Genomic DNA, 24455 nt, shown 5'->3' with positions numbered 1-24455 from the left:
ACCACACGACCGAACAACCGAGGGACGCGCGGCCGGCGAAGCCGTGCGCACGATTAGAAGATGGGATGTCTGGATTCGATCCGACGCGCGGGCAACGGGGGCCGGCGTGTCCTCTTCGTTTGCGTTGCCGCAGCGGGCTTGCTGCCGCACTGCGCTGTCGCCGCCGGTATCGTGCCGGACGGCGGTACCGCCACGACCGTATCGATTGCGCCTAACGGCCGTCAGTTCGTGAATCTCGCGCCGGCGGTCGCCGGCGTATCGAGCAATACCTATTCGTCGTTCAACGTGACGACCGCGGGCGCGACGCTGAACAACACGGGCATCAACGCGCGCACCATCGTCAACCAGGTGACGAGCACGAACCGTAGTCTGATCGAGGGCGAAATCGCGGTGGCCGGGCCACGTGCGAACGTCGTGCTGGCCAATCCGAACGGCATTACGGTCAACGGCGGGTCGTTCGTCAACACGGGCCACGTGGCGTTGTCTACCGGTACCGTGAGTTTCAACGACCTGCAGATCGCGCCCGGCGTGATCCAGCGCAACGTCGTGCTCGATACGTCGACCGGCACGATCGTCGTCGGCCCGGGCGGCCTGGCCGGGGCGCTGATCGGGCTCGACCTGATCGCGAAGAACATCGTCGTGGACGGCCCGATCGACAACACGTTTTCGTCGGCGACGGCCGGCGTGCGTCTGCTCGCCGGGCGCAGCCGCGTGGAGCTCAACACGGGGCTGTCGCCGAGCGATAACGCCAACGACTGGCTGTCGCGCAGCGCGACGACGGATCCCGATACCGCATCGTCCTACGCGATCGACATCACCGCCGCCGGCAGCCTGACGAGCGGACGCGTGCAGCTGATCGTCACCGATCGCGGCCCTGGCGTGCGTAGCGCCGGAGCGATGAGCGCGTCGCTCGGCGACTTCACGCTGACGTCGAACGGAAACGTGGAGATGTCTCACGCGAAGATCGACGTCGCGCGCGACCTCGACGTCAGTTCCCAGGGCGGCCTTACGCTGACGGACACCGAAGTGAAGGCGAACGGCGGCCACGTCAACGTGTCGACGGCGGACGCGATCGCCCTGACGGGCAGCAGCGTGATGGCATCCGGCAGCGTGAAGTTGAACGGCGCGGGAATTACGCTGAATCCCGACGAAGCGATGACGGGCGCGACCGTCGCTTCGTCGCAAAGCGGCGTCGTGCTCAAGAGCGCGGCGGACATCGTGAACGTCGGCTCGCTCGTGCAAGGGCAGACCGCGATCGCTTCGGATGCCGACTCGGCGGGCGCAGTGACGCTGAGCGCGGCCGGCCGCATCCTGAATCAGTCGCTGCCGCAGACGCGACTCGGCATCCTGTTCGGCGTGCAAGGCGACGTGTCGCTGACCGCGGGCGCCGATATCGTCAACGAGAACGCGCGGATCCTGTCGAATCGCAGCATCTCGATCGATGCGGGCGGCGATCTGCAGAACATCGTCGATCACAGCACCGGCGTACAGAACGGCGCCGTGGTCGGTTTCTCCGAGCAGGGCGGCCGTTTTCTGTTCTTACGGCATCGCAGCGACGGCTTCACCGTCGATTACGGCGCGCTCGCCGACGCATCGAAGCTCGCGTACATCACGGCCGACGCGGGCAACGTGACGGTGCGCGCCGCAAACGTCGCGAATATCGGCGGATCGATTTTGTCGAACGGCGGCGCGATCGACATCGCCGCGCGCGACAACATCGTGACGCAGGCGATTTTCACCGGGCAGGCATCGTACCGGCGCTCGTGCTTCATCTTTTGCCGCGCGAGTGCATCCTCGAACGTGCAGGCATTCGGCGGCGTGATCGAAGCCAATGCCGACATCGCGCTGAAGGCCGGCACGCAGATCACGAATACCGGCGGCACGGTGCTGGCGCTTGGCGCATTGACGCTCGACGCGCCGAAGACGCTCGCGCAAGGCGTGCCCGGCTACACGGTGATCAATCGCAATCACGATCTGAAGGCATGGTTCGGCAATCGCTGGGCGGCCATCTATGCGGCCGATACCGGCGGTCTCTTCACCGGCGGGACCGGCAAAGTCCGTTTGACCGGCGAGGCCGACATCGACGGCGGCGCGTACAGCGCGCCCGACGGCGTGCTGGCGGCTGGCGGCATCCTGACGATCCGGCCGCCGCATCGCGATCTCGTGACGATCGGCAACGGCAATCACATGGGCCTCGTATCGTGGTTCGGTCTGTGATGTCGCGTATGCCGCCTCGCGTCGCCGCAGCGTTCGTGCTGGCGATCGGCGCGACGTCGCCTTGCGCGTACGCGCAGGGCGCGGGCACGTTGCCGGCCGGCCCCTTGCCGGGTGTCGGCGCGCTGCCGCCCAACTTCGCGGTGCCGCGCGCGGAACAGGATCCTGCGCAGCGGTTGCTGCAGGAGCAGCGCGACCGGCAGCGCCGCGATGAAATCGCGCAGCCGCCGGCACAGATCGCGTTGCCCGAGCAGCCGGCGATGCCGGATCTGCCGCCCGGCGCCGACGTCGAAACGCTGCCCGACGTCGCGCCGACGTTCTTGATCGACCGAATCGAATTCAACGGCGACACGATACTTGCGCAATCGGAACGTGACCGCATCGCGGCGCCCTTCATCGGCAAGCAACTCGGGCGCAACCGGATCAACCTGCTGCTGCGCCGTCTGACCGAAGCATTCATCGCGCGCGGCTACATCACGACGCGTGCCTATCTCGGCCCACAGAATCTCGCGTCCGGCACGTTGAAGATCGACGTCGTGCCGGGCCGTGTGGCTGCGTTGACGCTGAACGGCAAGCCGCTGCGGCCGCGCGATCCGGACGAGAAGTGGTACGAAGTGCGCGGCGGCGGTCTGCTGACCGAAGCCGGCACCGCATGGGCATTCGCGAGCGCGCCGGGCGATCTACTGCGCTTGCCCGATCTCGAACAGGGCGTCGACCAGATCAACCGCCTGCGACGCAATCAGGCCGAAATCCGCATCCTGCCGGGCGAGGCGCCCGGCGATTCGATCGTCGCGATATCGAACCGCTACGGCGACCGGTTGCACTACGACTTCGGCGTCGACAACTACGGTAGTTCGCAGACCGGCACGACGCGCTATCGCGCCGGCGTCGAAGCGGACAACGTGATCGGCCTGCAGGAATCGCTGTCGTTCAGTTACGTCGGCACGACCGATACGAACGCGGTCGTGTTTTCCGCGGCGGTGCCATACGGGTATCAGACATTCAGCTATACCGCGTCGATGTCCGAGTATCAGCAGGCGATCGGCGACGTTGCGCTGCTCGCCGGCCGAACGTTCAGCCAGATGCTCGGCTGGAACGACGTGCTGGTGCGCTCGCCGCGTGGACGCTTGAGCATCGACGTGACGCTCAACAAGCTGCGCACCGAGCGCGATGTCAACGGCATTCCGCTGTCGCCGCAGAACCTGACCGTGTTGCGCGTTGCGCTGAACGGTCTGTCCCGGTTCGTGATGCACGATCAGGGCGCGGCTGCGACGTGGGACGTCGGCGTATCGCAGGGCTTGCCGTGGCTGGCCGCCAACCACGACGCAGCGGACATCGGCATCGATGACGCGCATAGCCAGTTCACGAAGCTCGACGCGACCGGCACGCTGCAGTTCGCGCTCGGCACGCTCGCCGGATCCGCGTGGACGTATCGCGGCACGCTGCGCGCGCAGTACAGCCGCGTCGCACTGTTCGGCAACGAGCAGATCTTTCTCGGCGGGATGGGCTCGGTGCGCGGCTTTACCGAAGGCGGTATCGCCGGCGACAGCGGCGTGTTCATGCGCAACGAATGCGCGTGGCAGAACGTCCCTGCGTGGCACGACGCGCGGATCGAACCGTACGTCTTCGTCGACGGCGGCAAAACGCACCTGAACGCCCAAGGCGGCTGGCCGACGCTCGTCGGCACGGGCGTCGGCACGCGCGCGCAATGGCGCCTGAAAGGCGGGACCGTGTCGGCCGAAGTGCTGGTCGGACAGGCGCTCGCGCAACCGGCTGCGCTCGGCAAGAAAGCCACCGTGCTGCTGGCAACACTCAACTGGTCTGACTGATGGAGAACCTCATGAATCGCCTGTCGAACGGCCGCACGGTCGCGATGCAATCGAATCGGTCGGCGCGCCTGCGCAAGATCGCCGTCACGTTGTTCGCGGCTGCAGTGTGCGGCACCGTGGCGCCACACTCGTACGCGCTGAACAAGGCAGCGAAGAAACCCGCCGACGCAGCGGCCGCCCTGCCTGCCGATGCGGTCGCCAGCGTGAACGGTGTGCCGATCACGCAGGCGCAGATCGACGAAGCCGTGCGTGTCTCGAAAGCGCCCGATACGCCCGCGCTGCGCACTGCACTGAAGAATCAGCTGATCGCACGCGAACTGTTTCGCCAGGCGGCGTTGAAGCAGCACTACGACACGAAGCCGCAGGTCGTGGCCGCGGTCGAGCAGGCGAAGACGCTCGCGATGACGCAGGCGTACCTCAGCGATCAGGTCAAGCCCGTGCCCGTCACGGACGCGGACGTCAAGGCGCGTTACGACTCGATCGTCGCGACGCTCGGCGAGAACGAATACAAGCCGAGCGTGATCGCCGTCAACGACGCAGACACGGCGAAGCAGATCATCGCGCGGCTCAAGAAGGGCGAGGATTTCGCCAAACTCGCGCAGCAGTTCAGCAAGGGGCCGGCTGCCCCGCAGGGCGGCGCGCTGAACTGGATCTCGTTCAAGACGCCGATCGAAGCCGGCCACACGCAGAACTGGCCGCAGCCGCTTGCCGAAGCGCTCGTGAAGTTGCCGCAGGGCGGCCTGACGCGCGAGCCCGTGCAGGTCGGCGACGTGTACTGGATCCTGCGCGCCGACGACAAGCGGCCGACGCAGGTGCCGACGTTCGAGCAGGCGAAGGACACGCTGCGACAGCAGCTCGAGCAGGTCGCGATGGAGAAGGCGACCGCGCAGGTGGTCGCGGATCTGATTCGCGGCGCGCGCATTCAGCAGTGAGCGGCAGGCGGTCAGCAGCAGATAGCAGCAGCAAATCGTAGAGAGCAGGTAGTCACGCCGGGCAACGACCCGGCGAACACGCAGGCGGTGCCGGGCGGGGAAACCCGGTATCGCGCGGCGTCACGGTCGGCCGGCCGATGGCGTACGGCGGAAGCCAAAAAAACGAAGCGAATAACGAACGATGAACACGTCCAAGCGTAAGATCCTGCAGCAGCTTGCCGCCGCCGGTGCGGCGCGAATCGGCGCGCGTGCGCGGTCGGCGGCATGTCCGCCGCGTTTTCTCGCGGCTGCGCCGGCCGTGCGCGCGTATCGCTGGTGGCAACGTGCGATTAGCGCGCTCGTTGCGCTGACGATGTTCATAGGGCCGATCACGGTAACGGTCGAGCAGTGCCGTGCCGCGGCGGGCGTGCTGAGCGCGGGCAGTCGCCGCCTCGACGACGACGCGTGGCAGCGGCTGCTCGACATTGCGTCGCTGCGCGTGCGCTTCTCGATGCAGGTCGCCGCTGCTGCGCCGATTACCGACCCGACGGCACCGATCTCGTTCCAGCCGGCGATCACGCAATCGACCGGTGCCGGCGGAGGCGTGCCGGTCGTCAATATCACCGCGCCGAACGCAGCCGGCATTTCGCTGAATCAGTATCAACAATTCAATATCGATCCGGTCGGGCTGATTCTCAACAACAGCTTGATGTCCGGCACGTCGCTGACCGGCGGCAACGTGCAGGCGAACCCGAACCTGAACGGCCGCACGGCAAGCGTGATCGTCAACCAGGTCACGTCGACGGGCAACGCATACGCGAGCCTGCTGAACGGCCCGCTCGAAGTGTTCGGCGCGCCCGCGGCCGTTGTCATTGCCAACCCGAACGGGATCACGACGCGCGGCACAGGCTTTACCAACACGATCGGCGTCACGCTGTCGACCGGCACGCCGCAGTTCCTGAGCGGCGTCGGCGGCACGGCGACCGACTTCGCGAACGCAAAGGCCATCGGCTACAACGTGACAGGCGGTCACCTGCAGATCGAGGGCAATGCCGGCGTCAATGGGCCGGGCGCCGGGATCGAGGGAACCGTCGGGACGATCGACCTGATCGGCGAGACGATCGGCATCAATGCGCCGCTGTATGCGGGCACGCGCATCAACGCGATCGCCGGGCGTCAATTCGTGATGCCCGCTGCGACGGACACGTACGGCACCACGTACGGAACGGCATCGAACGGCTCGGACAATTCCGCCGCGGCGATCAATGCCGCGAACGGCGGCGCGAATCGTTCGCTCGCGATCGACGCGACCGCGTTCGGCGCGATGACGGCCGGCCAGATCCAGGTGATCAGCACCGCGGCCGGAATGGGCGTGCGGTCCGACTCGCAGCTTGCCGCCAACGCGGGCGATCTGCTGATGTCGGCGAACGGCGACGTATCGGTGGCCGGCTCCGCCGCGCAGCAGCAGGCGAGCGTCCACAGCACGGGCAACGTGTCGATGACGGGCACGCACATTGGCGTGGGCGGCTACGCGATCGAGGCGAACGGCGACGTGACGTCGACCGGGTCGATCCAGTCGGGCGGCAAGCTTGCCGTCTCAGCCGGCGGTAACGTGAATGTCGCGAACGCGCAGGTCAACGGCGACACGACGATCGTGGGCGGCACGAACGTCGCGCTCGGCGACGTACAGGGCGGCGGCGCATTGACGGTCACCGCGCGCGGTACGGATGGCACGGGCGATGTGAACCTGAACGGCACGTCGGTCGTGACCGGAGCAACCACCGTTCAGGCGGCGCGCGACGTCAACGTGAACGGGCAGACGAACAGCGGCACGCTGCAGGCGAGCGCGCAGCGCAACGCGACCGTCAATGCGGCGCTGCAGACGTCCGGCGATCTCTCGCTCGCGGCCGTGCAGGGCAACGTCGCGACCCATGCGGCGGTGAAGAGCGGTGGCGATCTGGCCTTCACGTCCGGACTGGACACGGCGATCGGATCGCAGGCGACCGCGCAGAATGCGGTCAGCGTGCAGACCGGCCGCGACTTGAGCGTCAGCGGCTCGCTCGCGAGCGGCACGACGTTCTCGGCCGATGTCGCACGCGATGCGGCTGTCGGCGGCTCGCTGATGGTCGGTACCGACGCGCGGCTGGACGCGGGACGCAACGTCGACGCATCGGGCGTGGTGATCGTTCAGCGCAACGGAACGTTGAGCGCGCGCAACGACATCACCGGCAGCGGTTCGATCGCGTTCGGCCAAAGCGGTGCGCTGAGTGCCGCGCATGATGTTGCGCTGACCGGCAAGCTGCTCGCTAACGGCTTGCAAGTCGATGGCGGCAACAACGTGAATCTGGCGACGGTGCAGGCGGGCGGCGCGTTCGGCGTGACGGCATACGGCGTCGCCGGCGGTGGCGACGTAACCTTCGACGGCAACGCGGCGGCGCTCGGCGCGGCCGACGTGCATGCGGCACGCGACGTCGTCGTCAACGGCACGCTGGCCGGCGGTGCACAGGTCGCGCTCGCCGCGCAACGGAACGTGACCGTCAACGGCAGCGGCACGGTGCAGGCCGTCGGCGATCTCGCGATGACGGCATGGACCGGCAGCGTCGCATCGGCCGGCACGTTGAACGGTGCAGGTGCATTGACAGTGCAGGGCGCGCAGGACGTCGCGCTGACTGGCGCGACGACCGTGACGGGCGACGTCACCGCGACGGCCGGCCACGATCTCGCGATCGGCGGCGCATTCGCCGGGCAGGGTGCGGCGACGCTCACGGCCGCGCGCGACATCGTCGCCGGCGGCAACAGCGGCTTCGTGCGCGACGCGACGTTGAATGCGGGGCGCAACATTGACGTGACTGGTGCGTTCCAGGGGCGCGCCGTATCGATGACCGCGGCCGATTCGATCGCGCTGAACGACGTGCAGGCCAACGCGGCGCTGCAGCTCGCGACGCGCGGCGGCGACATCTCGATCGGCGGCAACGTGAATTCGCTCGCGAGCGGGGCGATCGACGCAGCGCGCGACGTGACCGTGAACGGCACGTTGCGGACCGCGACCGGACTCGCAGTCGGCGGCGGTCGCAATACGTCGATCGGCGGCACGGTTCAGTCAAACGGCGACGTCACGCTGACGAATGCGGCCGGGTCGCTCACGAGCACCGGTACGATCCAGTCTGGCGGCAATCTGACGGTGAGCGCCGCGCAGTCCGTCGATCTCGGCACGCAATCGACGTCATCGCTCGGCAATCTGAGCGTCGACGCCGGTCGCGACCTGACGATGAACGGCTCCGTCGTCGCGCAAGGCAACGGCACGCTGAGCGCGGGCGGTGCAATAGGCGGCGCAGCTGCCGTTGCGTTCGGACTCGCGGCGAACGTCAATTCGGGCGGCGACACGAACCTCACCGGCTCGCTGCGCGGTGCGAACGTGACCACCGCGGCCGGCGGATCGGCGACGCTGCACGATGTGCAAGCCGCGTCGGCGCTCGTGCTCGGTGCGGCGAACGACCTCAGCGTGACCGGCGCGGTGACCGGCGGCGCGGACGTTGCGCTGAGCGCGGCGCGCAATATCGACATCGGCGGTTCGCTGCAGTCGGCCGGCAACACGTCGCTGCTCGCGAGCGCCGGCAGCATCGCGTCGACGGGCGCGATCGCGAGCAACGGTGCGCTCGACGCGCGAGCCGGCAGCGACATCGATCTCGGCGGCACGACGGCCGTGTCGCGCGACACGGCGCTCGCCGCCGGACGTGACGTCAACGTGACCGGCACGCTCGCAGGACAGGGGCAAGGCATGGTCAATGCGGCGCGCGACATCGTAGGCGCGGGGACGCTGACGTTCGCGCAGCAAGCGATGCTCGAAGCCGCGCGCGACGTCGCGCAGCAGGGACTGATCCAGGGGCAGTCGGTCAATGTGACGGCGGCTGGCAACGTCGCCGTGAACAACGTCGAATCGACCGGCACGATTGCGCTGCGCGCGAACGGCGCGAACACCGCAACGGGCGCGGGCAATCTGCGCATCGACGGTTCCGTCGCCGCTGCCGGCGCGATCACCGCGCTCGCGCAGAACGATGTCGCGATCGGCGGCAAGGTCGCGAGCGGTTCGACGGTTGGCGTGACCGCGCAGCGGAACGTTGCCGTGAGCGGCGCTATCGAGTCGGTCGGCGACGCTGCGCTCGTCGCGCAGCAAGGCAGCCTGAACGCGACCGGCGGGATCAACAGCGGCGGCAAGCTCGATATCGCAACCGGTCTCGATCTGTCGCTTGGCGCGAGTACCAGTGCGGTCGGCGACGCGACGCTGACGGCCGGCCGCGATGCGACGCTGAACGGCACGATGGTCGGGCAGGCGAACGGCACGGTCACGGCCGCGCACGACATCGACGGCGGTGGCAAACAGGCGTTTGCTGCGAACGCGAATTACACGGCGCAGCACGATGTTGCGCTGACGGGCGGCGTACAGGCGGCTGCCATCGCGGTGACCGGTGGAAACAACGCGTCGGTGCACGATGCATCGTCGGCGACGACGCTGACGCTGACCGCGAACGGCATCGCCGGCGAAGGCGATGCAGGCATCACCGGCGCAGCATCGGCGCAACGCGCGGTGAACGTCGTCGGTGCGCGCGACGTATCGGTCACCGGCACGCTTGGCAGCGGCGACGCGCTTGCGCTGACGGCGCAACGCAACGTATCCGTCGTCGGCGGCGTCGAGTCGAAGGGCGACCTCGCCGTGACGGCGACGAACGGCACTGTCGCGCTGTCCGGCTTGACGACGACCGCAGGCGCGTTCAATAGCGTGTCCGGCCTCGATACGCAGCTCGGCGGCCAGATCTCGGTCGCGAAGCAGACCAACGTGCAGGCCGGCCGCGATATCGCGTTGACCGGCGCGCTGGCGGGACAACTCGACGGCACGCTGAGCGCGGGACGCGACATTACCGGCGCGGGCTCGGCCGCATTTGCACAGGCAGCGACACTGGACGCGGCGCACGACGTGGCGCTGACCGGCATGCTGCAAGGTGCGACCGTGAACGTGACCGGCGCGAACAATGCGGGGCTCGGCACCGTGCAGGCCGTCAGCGGCAATCTCGCCGTGACCGCGAAGGGCGCTGTCGGCGGCGGTGACGTGACGTTCGGCGGCGCGGGCACTGCATTCGGTGCAATGCAGTTGCAAGCGGCGCGCGATGTGGTCGTTGCGGGCGCAATCAATACTGGCGGAACAACGACGATCAGTTCGGGGCGCAGTGCCGCGCTTGCGGCCGTCAATTCGGCCGGCGATCTCGGCATCACCGCATCGGGCGGCAGCGCGAGCGCGGCGAGCCTGACGACGCAGGGCAACCTGAATGTAGGCGCGGCGCAAGGTATTGCCGTCGCGGGGCAGACGGTGGCGGGCGGCAATGCGTTGCTGAACGCGGGCGGCGACATCACGCTGACGGGTGGCATCGGCGCGCAGCAAAGCGGCACGTTGACCGCGGGCGGCTCGGTAAGCGCAGGATCGATCGCGTTCGCGCAGCAGGCGAACGTCAATGCAGGCGGCAGTATCGCAGTCGCGGGCAGCGTTGCGACCAACGGCGATCTCGCGATGACGGCCGGCAATGATTTGTCGGCAGGTTCGGTGCAAGCGGGCGGCGCGATCGGCTTGCAGGCGCAGGGCCGCAACGGCGCCGGCGACGTGATGGTGAACGGCGCGCTCGCGTCGGGCAAGGCGACGACGATCACGGCGGCGCGCGACGCGGGCGTCGGCGGTGGGGCGTCGAGCGGTGGCGCGTTAAGCGTGACCGCCGGACGCGACCTTGGTATCGCGGGCGCGATCGATTCGAACGGCGACGCGACGCTGACCGCCACGGCGGGCAATCTCGGCGTCGGTGGTGCAGTGGTGTCGACGGGGAATTTGCGTGCGGGCGCAGGCGGTGGATTGGCGCTGTTGTCCGGCGGGCTCGTGAACGGCGATACGACGCTGACGTCGGGTGGTGCCATGACGCTCGGCGGTGCATTGTTCGGCCTCGGCGCCGCGGGCATCAACGCAGGCGGCGCAATCGCCGGTGGCGGCGCGCTGACGTACGCCAAGGACATCGTGGTCAATGCCGGCGGTGGCGTCGCGCTCGGCGCGGTCCAGGGCGCCGGCAAGTTCACGGCGGTGTCCGGCGGCGACATGTCGTTCGGGGCGACGACCGCGGTCGGCGACGTGTCGGCCAAGTCGAACGCCGGCAGCGTGACGTTCGCCGGGCCGTTGCAGTCCGGCGGCAACGTCGCGGTTCAGGCCGCGAACGATGTGTCGCTCGCGGGCGGCGTCGCATCGATGGGGACAGTCAACGTCAACGGCATCAACGGCAACGTCGCTATCGCAGGCGTGTCGTCGAATGGCGACACGACCTTGCATGCCGGACAGACCGTCACGCTGAGCGGCAACAGCATCGTCGCAGGGCAGTTGGGTGTGTCGGGTGCCAACGCCACCCTGAGCGGCTCGGTAGTCGGGTCGAAGAACGTGACCGTTTCCGCCCAGGGTGCGGTAGATGCCGGCAACGCTTCAATCGTCGCATCGCAGAACCTGCAGGTGAATGGTGCGAACGTGACGCTCGGCAATGCGACGGTAGGCGGTTCGCTCGTCGCGCAGGCGTCGAACCAGCTCACGCTAGCCGGCGGGAAGGCGGTGAACGTCGTCGGCAACGCGACGCTCGCGTCGGAGAACGGGTTGTACAACGCGGCGAACGTGCTGGCCGGGTCGCTCGACGTGTCGGCGCCGAGTCTGACGAATGCGGCTGGCGCGTCGCTCGCATCGATCGGCACGACGACGATCAACGCGTCGAACTTCGCGAACGCGGGGCTCGTGAACGGCACGACGAGCAACGTCACGGTCGGTGGCGGGCTGACGAACGTCGGCGGCTCGCTGATGGCCGTGAATGCGCTCAACATCAACACCGGGACGCTGAACAACCAGAACGGGATCATTTTTGCGGGGAACCCGCAGGCTGCGACCGGCGCGATCGGCGACGTATCGCTGACGATCAACGGCGGCAATGGCGCGTTCTACAACGCGGGCGGACAGTTGCTCGCGCAACGGAACATGGGGATCAGCGCGGTCAACATGGCGTTCGATCCGTCGCAGGGGACGATTAGCCAAGGTGGCAATCTTTCCATCACCGCCGGGTACGTGAATGTCGGCGGCACGTGGAATTACGGCGGGCAGAGCGTTTCGCTGACGGGGCTGAACGGGATCACGAACGACGGCACGATGACCGGGACGTCGCCGCTGACGCTTACCGCCGGCGGCAGCTTCGAGAATCACGGGCAGGTTACCGGGTCGGATGTGACGTTCAACGGCACGTTGAATAACGCGGCCGGGGCGGTTGTGCATGCGGACAATGCGCTGACGTTGAACGGGGATACGACCAATCGCGGCACGGTCGAGGCGGGTAGCCTGCTGACGGTAAACGGCGGGAATTACGACAACCAAGGGGCGACGACGCAGTCGAAGGGCGATGCGGTGTTCCACCTCGGCGGGACGTTGCAGAACACGGGCGGGTCGATTTTTGCGCAGCGGAATATCGATATTTCTGCTGGTGCGGTTGTGAACGATCAGACGGCGCCAACTGGAGCAGTAACGACAAAGACTATCGTAGAAGACCCCGATTTGCTGTGGTCGGGGGTTATCGGGTCACAGACGTTCCAGTATTACGGCCCGGTAGCTGCTGATAGCGGCAGTACGTTTTACGGCGTCATCGGCGGCAGTCGGACGGTGACGCTCGGCGACCTGCTTGCTCCTACGGGGGCCGTCAACGGCTACGATTCCGACGGGACTACGCCTTGCCCGCGGTTGTGCCTATTTGATCCGAGCTCACCGGTGGCAGGATCCGGAACTGTTGTTTTCAGCGAATTCGAAACCCCGGCCGGAATCCGAAATAACGGTAACCCGTTTAGTCTCCCGATGTGGTTTGTCGGTACCGGGCCGCAGCCGGGTGCAGAAAAGGTCGTTTCACTGACGTTGCCTACGGTATATCAAACGTCGACGAGCCAGCAGCCAGGTACGTCCGGAGTAATTTCTGCGGGCGGCTCGATTCAACTGTCCGCGAGCACCGTTTCGAATCGCGGTGGGCAAATCGCAGCACAGGGAAATGTGTCGCTTTCCGTCCAGACGTTGAGTAATGGCGCAGTGGCGCCTACGGTAGTCAATCAGTCGCTACGACAGATCGATCAGGCCGAGTATTCAGCGTTCCTTTCGCAGCTGAAGTCGCTGGGAATCATCTCGGTGGCAAATTCAGGTAACGCCGAATACAACGTTTCCCCCGCGCAGTACAACATTTCAACGGGGGCCGTCGCGCCGACGTCTACCGGCACACTGAGTTCGTCCACACCGACCGGCATGATCGCGGCCGGGCATGACTTGACGGTCGGCGGCGGAAATCTCGTCAACGCAGGCCTGCTGTACGCCGGCAACAACGTCGCAATTACGTCCGGCACTCTGACCAACCAAGGCGGCAACCAGCAGAACTACTCGAGCCAGGTCGGCTGCGCGTCGGGCGTGCCGAATTCGGCGTGTGGCAACGCAGGCCAACCGCGCGGCAACAACCCGACCACGACGACGTTCGGCTACAGCCAGAACGACGCGACCATCTACGCCGGCCACGATCTCGTAATTGCCGCCGGCCAGATCAACAACACGTACGGCAACCTGCTCGCGGGCCACGACATCGTCATCGGCGGCGTCGGTTCGACCGCAAGCTCGACCACGCCTGCGCAAAGCCTGAACAACACGTCGGGCAACATCGTGGCGGGCAACGACATCAAGCTGAACGTGTCGGGCGCGATCACGAATAATCTGCCGCCGCCCGTTCCCGTACACGAGAACTACGGCAAGCAGGAGCAGTACGCCGGTTGCATGACGGCCGGCGGCTACAAGGAAAGCTACTGCGAAGGCTACGTCGATCAGCAGTCCGGCAGTTCGTCGGTGATCAGCGCGGGCAACAACCTGCAGATCAATGCAGGGAGCCTCACGAACATCGGTAGTCTGATCGCGGCCGGTAACAACGCGACGATTGCCGTCGCGGGCCCGGTCGTGAACGAGGCGCAGGTGCTGAACGCCTACTGGCACTCGCATTGGGTGCAGGAAACGGGCATGTTCAGCAGCGACAAGCGCCACGACATCTGGGCATGCGGCTCACCGGAGCAGTGCAAGGCACTTTACGGAAGCGCGTACACGAGCACGGGCGGCACGATCGATCCGCCGACGCCGGTCGGCAACATCGCGGCGACGATCCAGGCGCCGAATCTGTCGATTTCGTCGAACGGGCAGATCCAGAACGTGGGCAACGTACTGGGCACGTACGTATCGCTGACGGGCCAGAAGCTGATCAACGGCATCACGACGGCGAACACCTATACGCCGCGCGTGAACGCGCCGTCGCAGGTCATTTCGCTGAGCCCGGTGGATTTGCCGGGGCTGAACCTGTCGGTGCCGCGCGCGATCGGCACCGGTGCGCTGCCGACGCCGGTCGCCGGCAAGGCCTCGTATGTCGATGCATCTCTCGGCGGTTCCACGCTCGGCTCACGCGGGCCGCAGGACCTACTGAACAATCTGCCGCCGAGCCTTCAGCCGTCGTCGACGCTGTTCTACTACAACCCGCAAGAAGAAGATCTGCTGTTGCAGCAGGCGGCGCTGAAGCAGACCGGCAAGTCGAGTTTCGTCGATGGGCTGACGTACGACAGCACGCGGAATGTATCGGTCACAACGCAGGAAAAGGAATACCTGTATCTGAACGCGATCGACTACTCGAAGGCGCATGACCTGCAATTGGGCACCGCGCTGACGCAGGAGCAGATCAACTCGCTCGACAAGCCGATGCTGTGGTACGTCGAACAGACCGTGCCGGACCCGACGTGTCACGCGACGGGCACGGCATCGTGCCCGACGATCACCGCGCTGATGCCGCAGGTATATCTGCCGGTGGACACGCAGGCGATGTCGGCGGGCGGCAACATCTCCGGACACGACGTCACGCTGAAGTTCAATCAGGACGGCAACGGCAGCATTCTCAATACCGGGAGCATCACGGCGTCGGGGACGCTGAGCGTCGACACGCACACGCTGACGAATCAGGCGAATCAGGTCGACGTCGGCGAGATCTGGCAGAAGGTCGATGGCGGTTATCTGAAGACGACGGGCACGACGGTGCAGCCGGGCGGGTTCATGAGCGCGGTAAACATGGACCTGAACGTGCAGACGCTGAACCAGATTGGTGGGGCGCTGCAGAAGCTCGCGGCCGACGGAACGATCGACGAGAGCGGGACCCAGCAAGCGCTTGCGGCGCTTCAACAGCAGCTGGGCGGTAATTTCACGCAGACGGCGCTGAGCGACAACCTTCATCAGGATTTCGTGAAGGAAGGCGGGTCGTTCGGGATGGCTCAGATTGGGGCGCTTGTTGCAGCCATTGCCGTCTCCCTGATCACGTATGGCGCGGCAAGCGCCGCAATTGGCGCGACGCTCGGTGCCGAAGGCGGAACGTTCGCGGCGGCGACGGCAGCGACAGCGGCTGCGCCGGCCATGAGCGCCGGTCTCGGAAACGTGGTCTTGTCAGCGGCGATTGCCGGCTTCACTTCGAGTGCCGCCAGCCAGTTTGTCGGTACGGGCAAGATTGCGCTCAGCAGTGCTTTTGAAGCGGCGGCCGTTGCTGCGTTCACGGCCGGTTTGACGAACGGCATTACCTACAACGCACAGTCCGGGCTTGGCTTTACGACACAGCCGATTGCGCTGGGAACGGGGACGCAAAGCCTTGCCAGTTTGGCGGGGGTGAAGCCCGGGATCGGTAACACGGCAAGTCAGGCGATGGCGCCGACGACGACGCTCGAAGTTCGCGGTCTGGCCATGCTGGCCGACGCTGGAATTTCTGCGGGCTTGCACACGGCGATCGAAGGCGGCAGCTTTGGTTCTGCCCTCAAGAGTGGGCTAGTCAGCGACTTGGCCGCAGCGGGGGCGTTCGCCATTGGAGACCAGGCGAATCCTCTGACGCTGACGAACATCGTCGGACACATGACGCTGGGCTGTGTCGCGAGCGCAGTCAGCGGCTCTGGATGCGGTGGTGGTGCGATTGGCGGGGCAGTCAGTGCTGCGTTCTCGCCGGATGTGGTGAGGGCGATCGACCCGACTGGCGCACCGCTTGATCCGGGGCAGCAGGCGGCACTCGCGGCATTCGCAACACTGGCGGGAGGTGGACTTGCGGGTCTCGCCGGTCAGAATGCGATGGCCGGGGCGACGGCCGCGCAGAATGAGGCGCTGAACAACACCGGGGACCATGCGGCCGACGCAGCGAAAAAAGGCGGCTTGCTGAATGCGTTCGGCACGTGGCTGCAGGACACCTATGGCGATCCGATTGGCTCCTTCAAGAACTGGGGTAACCAGTTCTTGGGGCTGATGCAGGCCAACAACGGACAGACGCCACCGTCCGATCCGAATCCGCTGGTGCAGGCAAATAACGGCAATCCGCCGGCGACGGGTGGGGCGGTGGTGACGCCGCCTGTGGTGGCCTGTACTCCAGGCGCCGGATGCGTGGTTACGCCACCAATTGCTTCTGCCGGAGCGACTGGTTCGCCGAGCAACGCTACGTTGTCGAGCGGCAACAGCGGCGGAGGTTCAGGTAGCGGCACGAGCGGTCAAGATGCCGCAAATGCGTCTGGAGACGCCGCGCGGCTCGTGGGGCAAAGTCGCGAAACGTCAGTCGCCAACATTGTCAATGGCTCAATATCGGGTGAGAAGGTTGCTGTCCCGGGGCTCGGTTCAACAGATATCGACGTTGTCGCAGCGAACGGCAACCTGATCGCGGTGGGTGGTCCGGCGAAAGCGAATAACCTCGGGAAGTTGGGGCAGGAGCTTCGTATCTACCAAACGATCGCTTATCAACGCGGTGTGTCTGCAGAGGCTTACTTCGCTGAAGGTACACCTCAGTCGGCGATTAACCTTGCGACTAAAATACTTGGCGCTGGAAATGTCAAAATTTTTCCCGGGAGCAAATGATGGCGAGGCCAGTGTGTCGTGTACGGATTCCCGAAACTTTGGAGCAGGCATTCCTTTTCGTCGCTGCCTTGCTGGAGGCGCTTGGTCTGTCGCTTACGAATCCAAGGAGCGCGAAGATAACTACATGGAACGACGACGGTGACCAAGTGGAGATCGCTGCAGCGACGGTGTGTTCGGCGGTGCTTTCTGGATCTCTTCGTAACGTCCAATTTTGGAGAACCGCGAGCGAAGACGTATTTGTTGCGTGGGAGAATGTTCAAGGCGGATGCACTTTCTCAATCTACCTCGACGGGTTGGATTCGGCTTTCGCAGTTTTGCTGATTTCGAGGCTCGTGGAGTCGGTATTGACGACGTTTCGGTCCAGATACGACGACGGCGAGGTGTTCGCCATTGTATTTGAATAGTCGCCGATTACAGTAGGTTGCGAACGTAGGTCGCGTCGGATGGTGGATACGGTGCGATTGGTGCAGCGGCGAGCGCGGCGTTGACGCCGTTCGCTGCCAACGCGATTACTGGCGGCGATCCGAATGTAACGCCGGGACAGGCCGCAACTGCAGCTCCACCTTGCGCCGCTGGTGGAGCTCGAATGCGTGATCGCGCATAACGGTCGTAACGGCAGGCCAGGTAGCGTGCCGCTGGACCTTGCGACGACTGGCGGAAGCGCGAGCTTCGAGGTGAAGAACTCAATATCGCCACGAACACGAATGGACTGGTTAACACTGTCTCGCAGCAGACGATCGAGCGCTCGAAAAATCTGCCGACAGGCGTGCAGCAGCAGATCATCATAGATGCGCGAGGGCAGACGGTAACCAGCGCTCAAATGAGCGCAATTGTTCGCGGAATCGTACAGAAATCCAACGGGATCGTTAGTCCAGGAGCGATATAGTTCAAATGACGAAGATTGGTTTCCACGGTGGCTGCCGTATATGCGAGCTTGGTCCTAGTGCGGACGTGATCCTGTTCTTTGAGTGCTTGAAAAACTACGCGGAACAGGCTCACCCGGAGCAGGACTGGAGGCTGTTGACTGATCGCTTGTATCGCCGCTACCTGCGGCGGGAAGAACTCGATAAGGCTGCGATGCTGATGGAGCAGGCTCGCCAGATATTTGCACAGCAACCCGCCGCTTCAGCCGTCGAGTGGGATTCATTGTTGTCGGGCGACCCGCAGCGGAGCTGGCTGAATCCGGACCAGCCGACCCTTGCCGATGTGTTCAGCAAATACTTCGAGGGCTTTAAGAACGCCTGTAGTTCGGCGAAATCGTTTTTGAACGATTTCGATATTTACCAGCCGGTTCGAGTCGTGATGTCCGACTTGCCGGGCTTCGCGCGCGACAAGAACAAGCCACTTGCCGAATACGACGGGCTGGAGGGCGAGCCGTTTTGGCTTCAGTAGAGTGCTATAGCAGGATAGGCGTGTGCCGGCTATTGCCCGGACAGCGCCGGTGAGACGACCCCGGCCGCGAACCGGGTTTGTGCTTTGTGGCGTCGGCGAGCGTCGCGGCGCTGCCAACCGATTTGCTTGCGTCGCCCTCAGCCGCGTGCCGAAGTTCGACCACTAGAAAATCCGTCCCGCCACCTCGCAGCGCACGCCTTCGTCGACGTGCATTTGCCGAATTCCGTTTGCGCGAAGAGTGTAGCGAGCCGATGCCGGAACCTGTACCCAAGAAAGCCATGAAAGTTAAATGCGTTCGTTTACTTGATGCCTTTGGTCGTGAGGTAGCGTCCTCTCCGTGGCTGACGCTCGGGCGTATCTATCATGTCGTGACCGTCGAGATTGATGCAACTGGAAAGCGTCGCTATGGATTAGTGACATCGGAGAAGGCGGGAGAATGGCCAAGCATGGGGGAGCACCAGGCGGAGTGCTTTGAACTGGTAAGTGCGACGGTCCCGTCGAACTGGCGTTCAAAAATAGACGCCAATGGGACGATCAGCATTGCGCCCGGAGCGTGGGGAGGTATCCGGAATTCCGTGTGTGAGGCGGGTTGAGATTCAGATTCCAATGTTGAATCGTTCCGGGTAAAGCAGCGCGAACTGGGTCATCGCGCTCTTCCAATCGTGCCGAGAGCCGGTCCACTTGGCCACGACGTTGCGCAGCGCCAGCCAGATCAGTTTGAGCGCGGCCTCGTCCGACGGGAAGTGGCCGCGCGCCTTGATGATCTTTCGAAGCTGCATGTGCAGCGACTCGATCGCGTTGGTCGTATATACAATTTTCCGGATGTCAGGCGCGAAGGCGTAGAACGGAATCACCTGATCCCAGGCCCGGCGCCAGAGCGCGGCAATCGGAGGGTATTTCGTACCCCACGGGCTCGTATCGAACGCGTCCAGCGCCACGGCGGCCGCTTCGGCCGACGGTGCCCGATAGACCTCCTTGAGCGCCGCTGCGACCGATTTCCTGTCTTTCCAGCTGGCAAAGTCCAGCGAGTTCCGGATCAGATGCACGATGCAGGTCTGGACCGTCGTTTCCGGGAACACCGTGTTGATCGCTTCGGGGAAGCCCTTCAGGCCGTCGACCACGGCGATCAGGATGTCCTGCACGCCGCGCAGCTTCAGGTCGTTCACCACCCGCAGCCAGAACTTGGCGCCCTCGGTCTGCTCGATCCAAAGGCCGAGCACGTCGCGTGTGCCGTCGCGGCGCACGCCCAGCGCCAGGTAGATCGCCTTGTTGCGCACCACGCCTTCGTCGCGGATCTTGACTCGCAAGGCATCGAAGAACACGACCGGGTACATCGGCTCGAGCGGTCGCTGCTGCCATTCGCGCACTTCGTCGATCACGGCATCAGTCACCGTGCTGATGAAGTCCGGCGACACCTCGATGCTATACATGTCCAGCAGGAAGCCCTGAATCTCCCGCACGCTCATGCCGCGGGCATACATCGCGATGATCTTGTCGTCGAAGCCTGTGAAGCGTCGCTCGCCCTTGGCGATCAGCACCGGATCGAACGTGCCTTCGCGGTCGCGCGGAATCTCGACGTCGAGCAGGTCATTGTCGGTTGCGATGCGCTTGCGGCTGGTGCCGTTGCGATGGTTCGTGCGGCCCGCCGGCTTGGCATCGCCCTTCTCGTAGCCCAGGTGGTGGGTCAGTTCGCCGCCCAGTGCACGCTCGAAGATTGCCTTCTTGAGCGCCGCGAGCTGTTCGTTGATCGTCGCCCGATCCAGCGTCCCGGGCACCAGTTGCTTGATCAGTTCCGGGTCCAGGTTCAATCCCTTGCCCGGTTCTACCGGCACTTCTTCCTTGCGTTTGCGTGGCATAACGTGGCTCCTTGGCCATCAGTTTATGCCTCACACACAAAAGTTCGGATAGGCTCGAGCGTGGCAAGAATCGGGATTTTTCGAAGCATTTTACGATCACGATCTTGCTACATACCCGATCTTCGAGCGAGAGTACAACCTTATACTTAATGAGGACCCTTGAGCATCTGCCGTGCACCGTGGTGTGCTCGTGAAGCGTCGGCCAGCTGAAATCGGCGGCTATCACAATCGGTGAAGCGCTGATGCCGTCACGCGTCGTTGTCCGAAGCGGATGAGTTCGGATGCTTCTGGCTGCTCGCCCGGCAGCCGCGTATCCGGTCGACGATGATCTTTCTAAGTATCGGGGTGCACGTGGGCCGTCCACGTAAAGAGGTGTTCAGCATCAAGCTTGCCTGGATACCTCCGTGGCAAATGAGAATCGATTAGAAAAATCATTCGACGATTCCGCTAAAGAACACGAAAAACCTGCCGATACCTTTCCTCGAGATCGCCCAAAAGCAGTACCAAAACGACCGAACAACAAGACCAACAGACGAGGGGGCACGGCCGGCGAAGCCGTGTACTTGACCAGAACATGAGACGCACCGATTCCACTCGGCGCGCGGGCAACGGGGGCCAGCGCGTCGCTTCCTTTTTCTCCAGCGCAGCGGCTTTTCTGTCGCCTTGCGCTGTCATCGCCGCGAGCGCCACCTCGCGCGACCGCGCATCCGCGCCTGTATCCGCTACCCCGCGCGCCGCGGATCGACCACCTGCCGACCCTCGCATCACCCATCGTCGAAATATCACAAAGCCCATTCACCAGCACTGAAGGAGGTACGCCCAAAAACCCAAACAGCAAGCGATCCCAACTCAACGCAACACAAACAGATCCGAATCTTAACGACCAAAAAAACGCATCAAAAAACGGGGGTTGAATTGAAGAAGCAGTCTCTTTGTTTGCTGGCAGCAACCGCGATCTCGGCATTCATCGTCGCGGGCTGCGGCGGTGGCGACGACTCGTCGAACGCAAGCAGCGGAGCACCGGCCAATACCGGCGGCGCCAATAACGCAGCCAGCGCACCGGCCGTTGCATCGACGCCGCTCGCGGCCGCACCGGCCAGCGCACCGGTCGCTTCCTCGCAGCCGGCGATGGTGGGCGAGGCGCTGCCGAGCCTGACGAATCCGCAAGCGGGATCGACCGCCGCAACGGCGAGCGGCCCGACCGGGATCTGGACGCAGTCGGGCAATCTCGGCTACTCGACCATTGCCCTGGTGGACCCGAACAACAACGTCAGCACGCTGAACCTGCTCAGCTCGTTCGTGATGTCCAACGATTTCACGAGCCTGACGATCAACGGCGCGACGTGGTCGCTCAGCTCGGGCTTCAACTTCGCGGGCATGACGGGCATCGTCAAGAAGATCGACTCGGGATCGGGCGCGTACAGCGCGAAGCAGACGCTGTCCGGCACGATCAGCCGCGACGGTACGGCCTCGGACTTCACGTGGACCTACAACGCGGAAAACGCGCTGAGCGTCACGCAAGACAGCGTCACCGGCGCATGGGCGACGACGAACGCATCGTTCACGATCGCATCGGGCGGCTCGGTCACCGGCACGCTGAGCGGTTGCAACATGACCGGCACGCTGCTGCTCGCGACGCCGAACTCCAACCAGAACATGTACGACATGACGCTGACGGCCTCGACATCGTCCGGCTGCAAGCTGCCGGCCGGCGTGCCGCTGTCGGGCAGCGCCGCGATCATGTTCGTGCCGATCCGCGGCAGCAACGGCTTCCAGCGGTCGATCCTGTACGTGCTGCGCGCGGCTGATTACAGCTTCGTCGCATACGGTCAGGTCATCAAGCAATAAACGCACGGCCGTCGCACGCGGCGTCTTCACGCGCCGCGTGCGACGGCCCGACGAAAACGTTCCGTCAACAACCAAAGCCCTTTCGACTCAATGAAGAACTGCTCCGAGGTAACGCTGTTCGCGTGCGGCCTGCTCGTCACGCTGCTGTCCGGTTGCGTGACGGCGCCGAAGACCGATATGAACGCGCAAGCGCGCGAAAAGCTGCATTCAATCGCGCTCCTCGAAGTTGCCGAGCCGAGGCAGGTCGGCGTCATCAATCTGGGCGGCGCCGCCGGCGGCTTCGGCCTGATCGGCGCACTCGCGCAAGTCGCCGTCAACACAAGCCATACGAACACCTACACCGAGCGCGTGACGGCCAACAAGATCGTATTCGTACCGGACATCGTCGACGGCGTCACCGGCCGTCTTGCCGACAACGGCTATCAGATCGTGAAGCTGAACCAGAAGCCGAAGCGGGCGGCGGACGGCAAGTCGGACGACTATTCCGACATCCAGACCGACGCGGACGCGATCATGAACGTATGGTTCACGTCGTTCGGCTACATTTCGCCGCCCAGTCGGCCCGATTACATTCCTGCGGTCGTCGTCCGCGCGCGCCTCATCGACGCGAAGACGAAGCAGGATCTCTATTTCAAGACGTTCGCGTGCGGCTACGACATCAAGGCGAACAGCGTGCACGTCGAGAGCGACGTAGCGTACACGTACGGAAGCTTCAGCGATCTCGAGAAGAACTTCGACAAGTCGGTGGAAGGGATCAAGGCGTGCGAGAAGTCGATCGCGGAGCTGATCGGCCAGGATCTCGCGCGCACGCCGAAGACGCCGGCATCGACCGCGGTGGCGGCCGCTACGACGATGATGACCACGAGCACGACGACGGCCGCCGCGCCGAAATGACTTCCGCAGCGGGCCCAGGTTCGCCGTCGTACCGATTGCGGACCGGCACTGGCAGCGCGTGCACTGCACGGGAGGGAGCGGAAGGGGGAGGGGAAGGCGAGGGGAAACGCAGGTTCGACAGGCAACCGGCCGGGCGGCTTTGCCGCCACCCGGCCGCAGGCAAGCGCGGCTTACTCCCCGCTATCGCCCTTGATCTGCGGCAGCGCCGACGCTTCACCCGGCGTCAGCAGCCCGACCTGCGTATACACGCGCAGCTTGTCGCGCGTATCGGTGATGTCGAGATTGCGCATCGTCAGCTGACCGATCCGGTCGCGCGGCGAGAACGTCGACGCGACCTTCTCCATCGACAGGCGTTCCGGCTGATACGTGAGGTTCGGCGACTTCGTGCTGAGAATCGAATAGTCGTTGCCGCGGCGCAGCTCGATCTTCACTTCGCCGGTGATCGCGCGCGCGACCCAGCGCTGGGCCGTTTCGCGCAGCATGATCGCCTGCGGGTCGAACCAGCGGCCCTGATACAGCAGACGGCCGAGACGGCGGCCGTTCTCGCGGTACTGCTCGATCGTGTCTTCGTTGTGGATGCCCGTCACGAGACGCTCGTAAGCGATATACAGCAGCGCGAGGCCCGGCGCTTCATAGATGCCGCGGCTCTTCGCCTCGATGATGCGGTTCTCGATCTGATCGCTCATCCCGAGGCCGTGACGGCCGCCGATGCGGTTCGCTTCGAGCAGCAGCTCGACCTGATCCTTGAACTCGACGCCGTTCAGCGCGACCGGCTGGCCGGCTTCGAAGCGCACCGTCACTTCTTCGGCGGCGATCTTCACGTCGTCGCGCCAGAACGCGACGCCCATGATCGGGTTCACGATCTTGATCCCGCTTTCGAGGCTTTCCAGATCCTTCGCCTCGTGCGTCGCGCCGAGCAGGTTCGAATCGGTCGAATACGCCTTCTCGGCCGACATCTTGTACGCGAAGCCCGACTGGCGCATGAATTCGGACATTTCGGCGCGGCCGCCGAGTTCGTCGATGAACGTCTGGTCGAGCCACGGCTTGTAGATCTTCAGATCCGGGTTCACGAGCAAACCGTAGCGGTAGAAGCGCTCGATGTCGTTGCCCTTGTACGTGCTGCCGTCGCCCCAGATGTTCACGCCGTCTTCCTTCATCGCGGCGACGAGCATCGTGCCCGTCACGGCGCGGCCGATCGGCGTGGTGTTGAAGTACGTGACGCCGGCCGTCGTGATGTGGAACGCGCCGCTTTGCAGTGCCGCGATGCCTTCGGCGACGAGCTGCGCGCGGCAGTCGATCAGGCGGGCACCGGCCGCACCGTATTCGAGCGCACGTTTCGGGATCGCATCGTAATCGTCTTCGTCGGGCTGGCCGAGGTTCGCCGTGTACGCGTACGGGACGGCGCCCTTCAGTTTCATCCAGTGCAGCGCGGCGCTGGTGTCCAGGCCGCCGGAGAAGGCGATACCGACCTTCTGGCCGGTCGGGAGGCTTTCGAGAATCGTGCTCATAGGAATTACCGTGGATTGAA

9 protein-coding genes are annotated in these 24455 nt (G+C 64.7%); 7 read left to right on the top strand and 2 right to left on the bottom strand.

Annotated features, from left to right (window positions below):
* The first annotated feature begins 60 nt into the window (after nt 1-60).
* From BCR55_RS19715 to BCR55_RS19690, 5 genes are all read left to right on the top strand, one after another.
* Nucleotides 61-2217 (top strand): filamentous hemagglutinin N-terminal domain-containing protein, encoded by a 2157-nt coding sequence (locus BCR55_RS19715; RefSeq protein ID WP_065495547.1) that lies wholly within the window; start codon nt 61-63, stop codon nt 2215-2217.
* Nucleotides 2217-4043 (top strand): ShlB/FhaC/HecB family hemolysin secretion/activation protein, encoded by a 1827-nt coding sequence (locus BCR55_RS19710; RefSeq protein WP_371493393.1) that lies wholly within the window; start codon nt 2217-2219, stop codon nt 4041-4043. The genes BCR55_RS19715 and BCR55_RS19710 overlap by 1 nt, the downstream gene beginning before the upstream one ends.
* 11 nt (nt 4044-4054) lie before the next feature.
* Nucleotides 4055-4975 carry a peptidyl-prolyl cis-trans isomerase gene (locus BCR55_RS19705; protein WP_139094061.1) on the top strand — a complete coding sequence of 307 codons (921 nt, stop codon included), beginning with the start codon at nt 4055-4057 and terminating at the stop codon, nt 4973-4975.
* 181 nt (nt 4976-5156) lie between these two features.
* On the top strand, nt 5157-16937 hold the full coding sequence (locus BCR55_RS19700; protein ID WP_244104622.1) for a filamentous hemagglutinin N-terminal domain-containing protein: 11781 nt from the start codon (nt 5157-5159) through the stop codon (nt 16935-16937).
* Between the two features lie 891 nt (nt 16938-17828).
* Nucleotides 17829-18329: a hypothetical protein gene (locus BCR55_RS19690; RefSeq protein WP_059936835.1), complete on the top strand. Its 501-nt coding sequence runs from the start codon at nt 17829-17831 to the stop codon at nt 18327-18329.
* A gap of 596 nt (nt 18330-18925) precedes the next feature.
* Here BCR55_RS19690 and BCR55_RS19685 read toward each other — a convergent pair.
* On the bottom strand, nt 18926-20185 hold the full coding sequence (locus BCR55_RS19685; RefSeq protein WP_065495545.1) for an IS256-like element IS1356 family transposase: 1260 nt from the start codon (nt 20183-20185) through the stop codon (nt 18926-18928).
* 936 nt (nt 20186-21121) lie between these two features.
* Here BCR55_RS19685 and BCR55_RS19680 point away from each other — a divergent pair.
* Together BCR55_RS19680 and BCR55_RS19675 are read left to right on the top strand one after the other, a co-directional pair.
* Nucleotides 21122-22033, top strand: coding sequence for a hypothetical protein (locus tag BCR55_RS19680; protein ID WP_006411530.1), 912 nt, complete (start codon nt 21122-21124; stop codon nt 22031-22033).
* Between the two features lie 90 nt (nt 22034-22123).
* Nucleotides 22124-22927 carry a hypothetical protein gene (locus BCR55_RS19675; protein WP_065495544.1) on the top strand — a complete coding sequence of 268 codons (804 nt, stop codon included), beginning with the start codon at nt 22124-22126 and terminating at the stop codon, nt 22925-22927.
* Nucleotides 22928-23097: 170 nt separating this feature from the next.
* On the opposite strand, the gene argG is transcribed toward BCR55_RS19675, so the two are convergent.
* Nucleotides 23098-24435: an argininosuccinate synthase gene (argG, locus tag BCR55_RS19670; RefSeq protein ID WP_006397943.1), complete on the bottom strand. Its 1338-nt coding sequence runs from the start codon at nt 24433-24435 to the stop codon at nt 23098-23100.
* Between the last annotated feature and the right edge of the window lie 20 nt (nt 24436-24455).

Origin of the sequence: Burkholderia sp. CCA53 (assembly GCF_001685525.1) — a bacterium.
Classification (GTDB): Bacteria; Pseudomonadota; Gammaproteobacteria; order Burkholderiales; family Burkholderiaceae; genus Burkholderia; species Burkholderia multivorans.
This window is presented reverse-complemented; position numbering and strand designations above follow the sequence as displayed.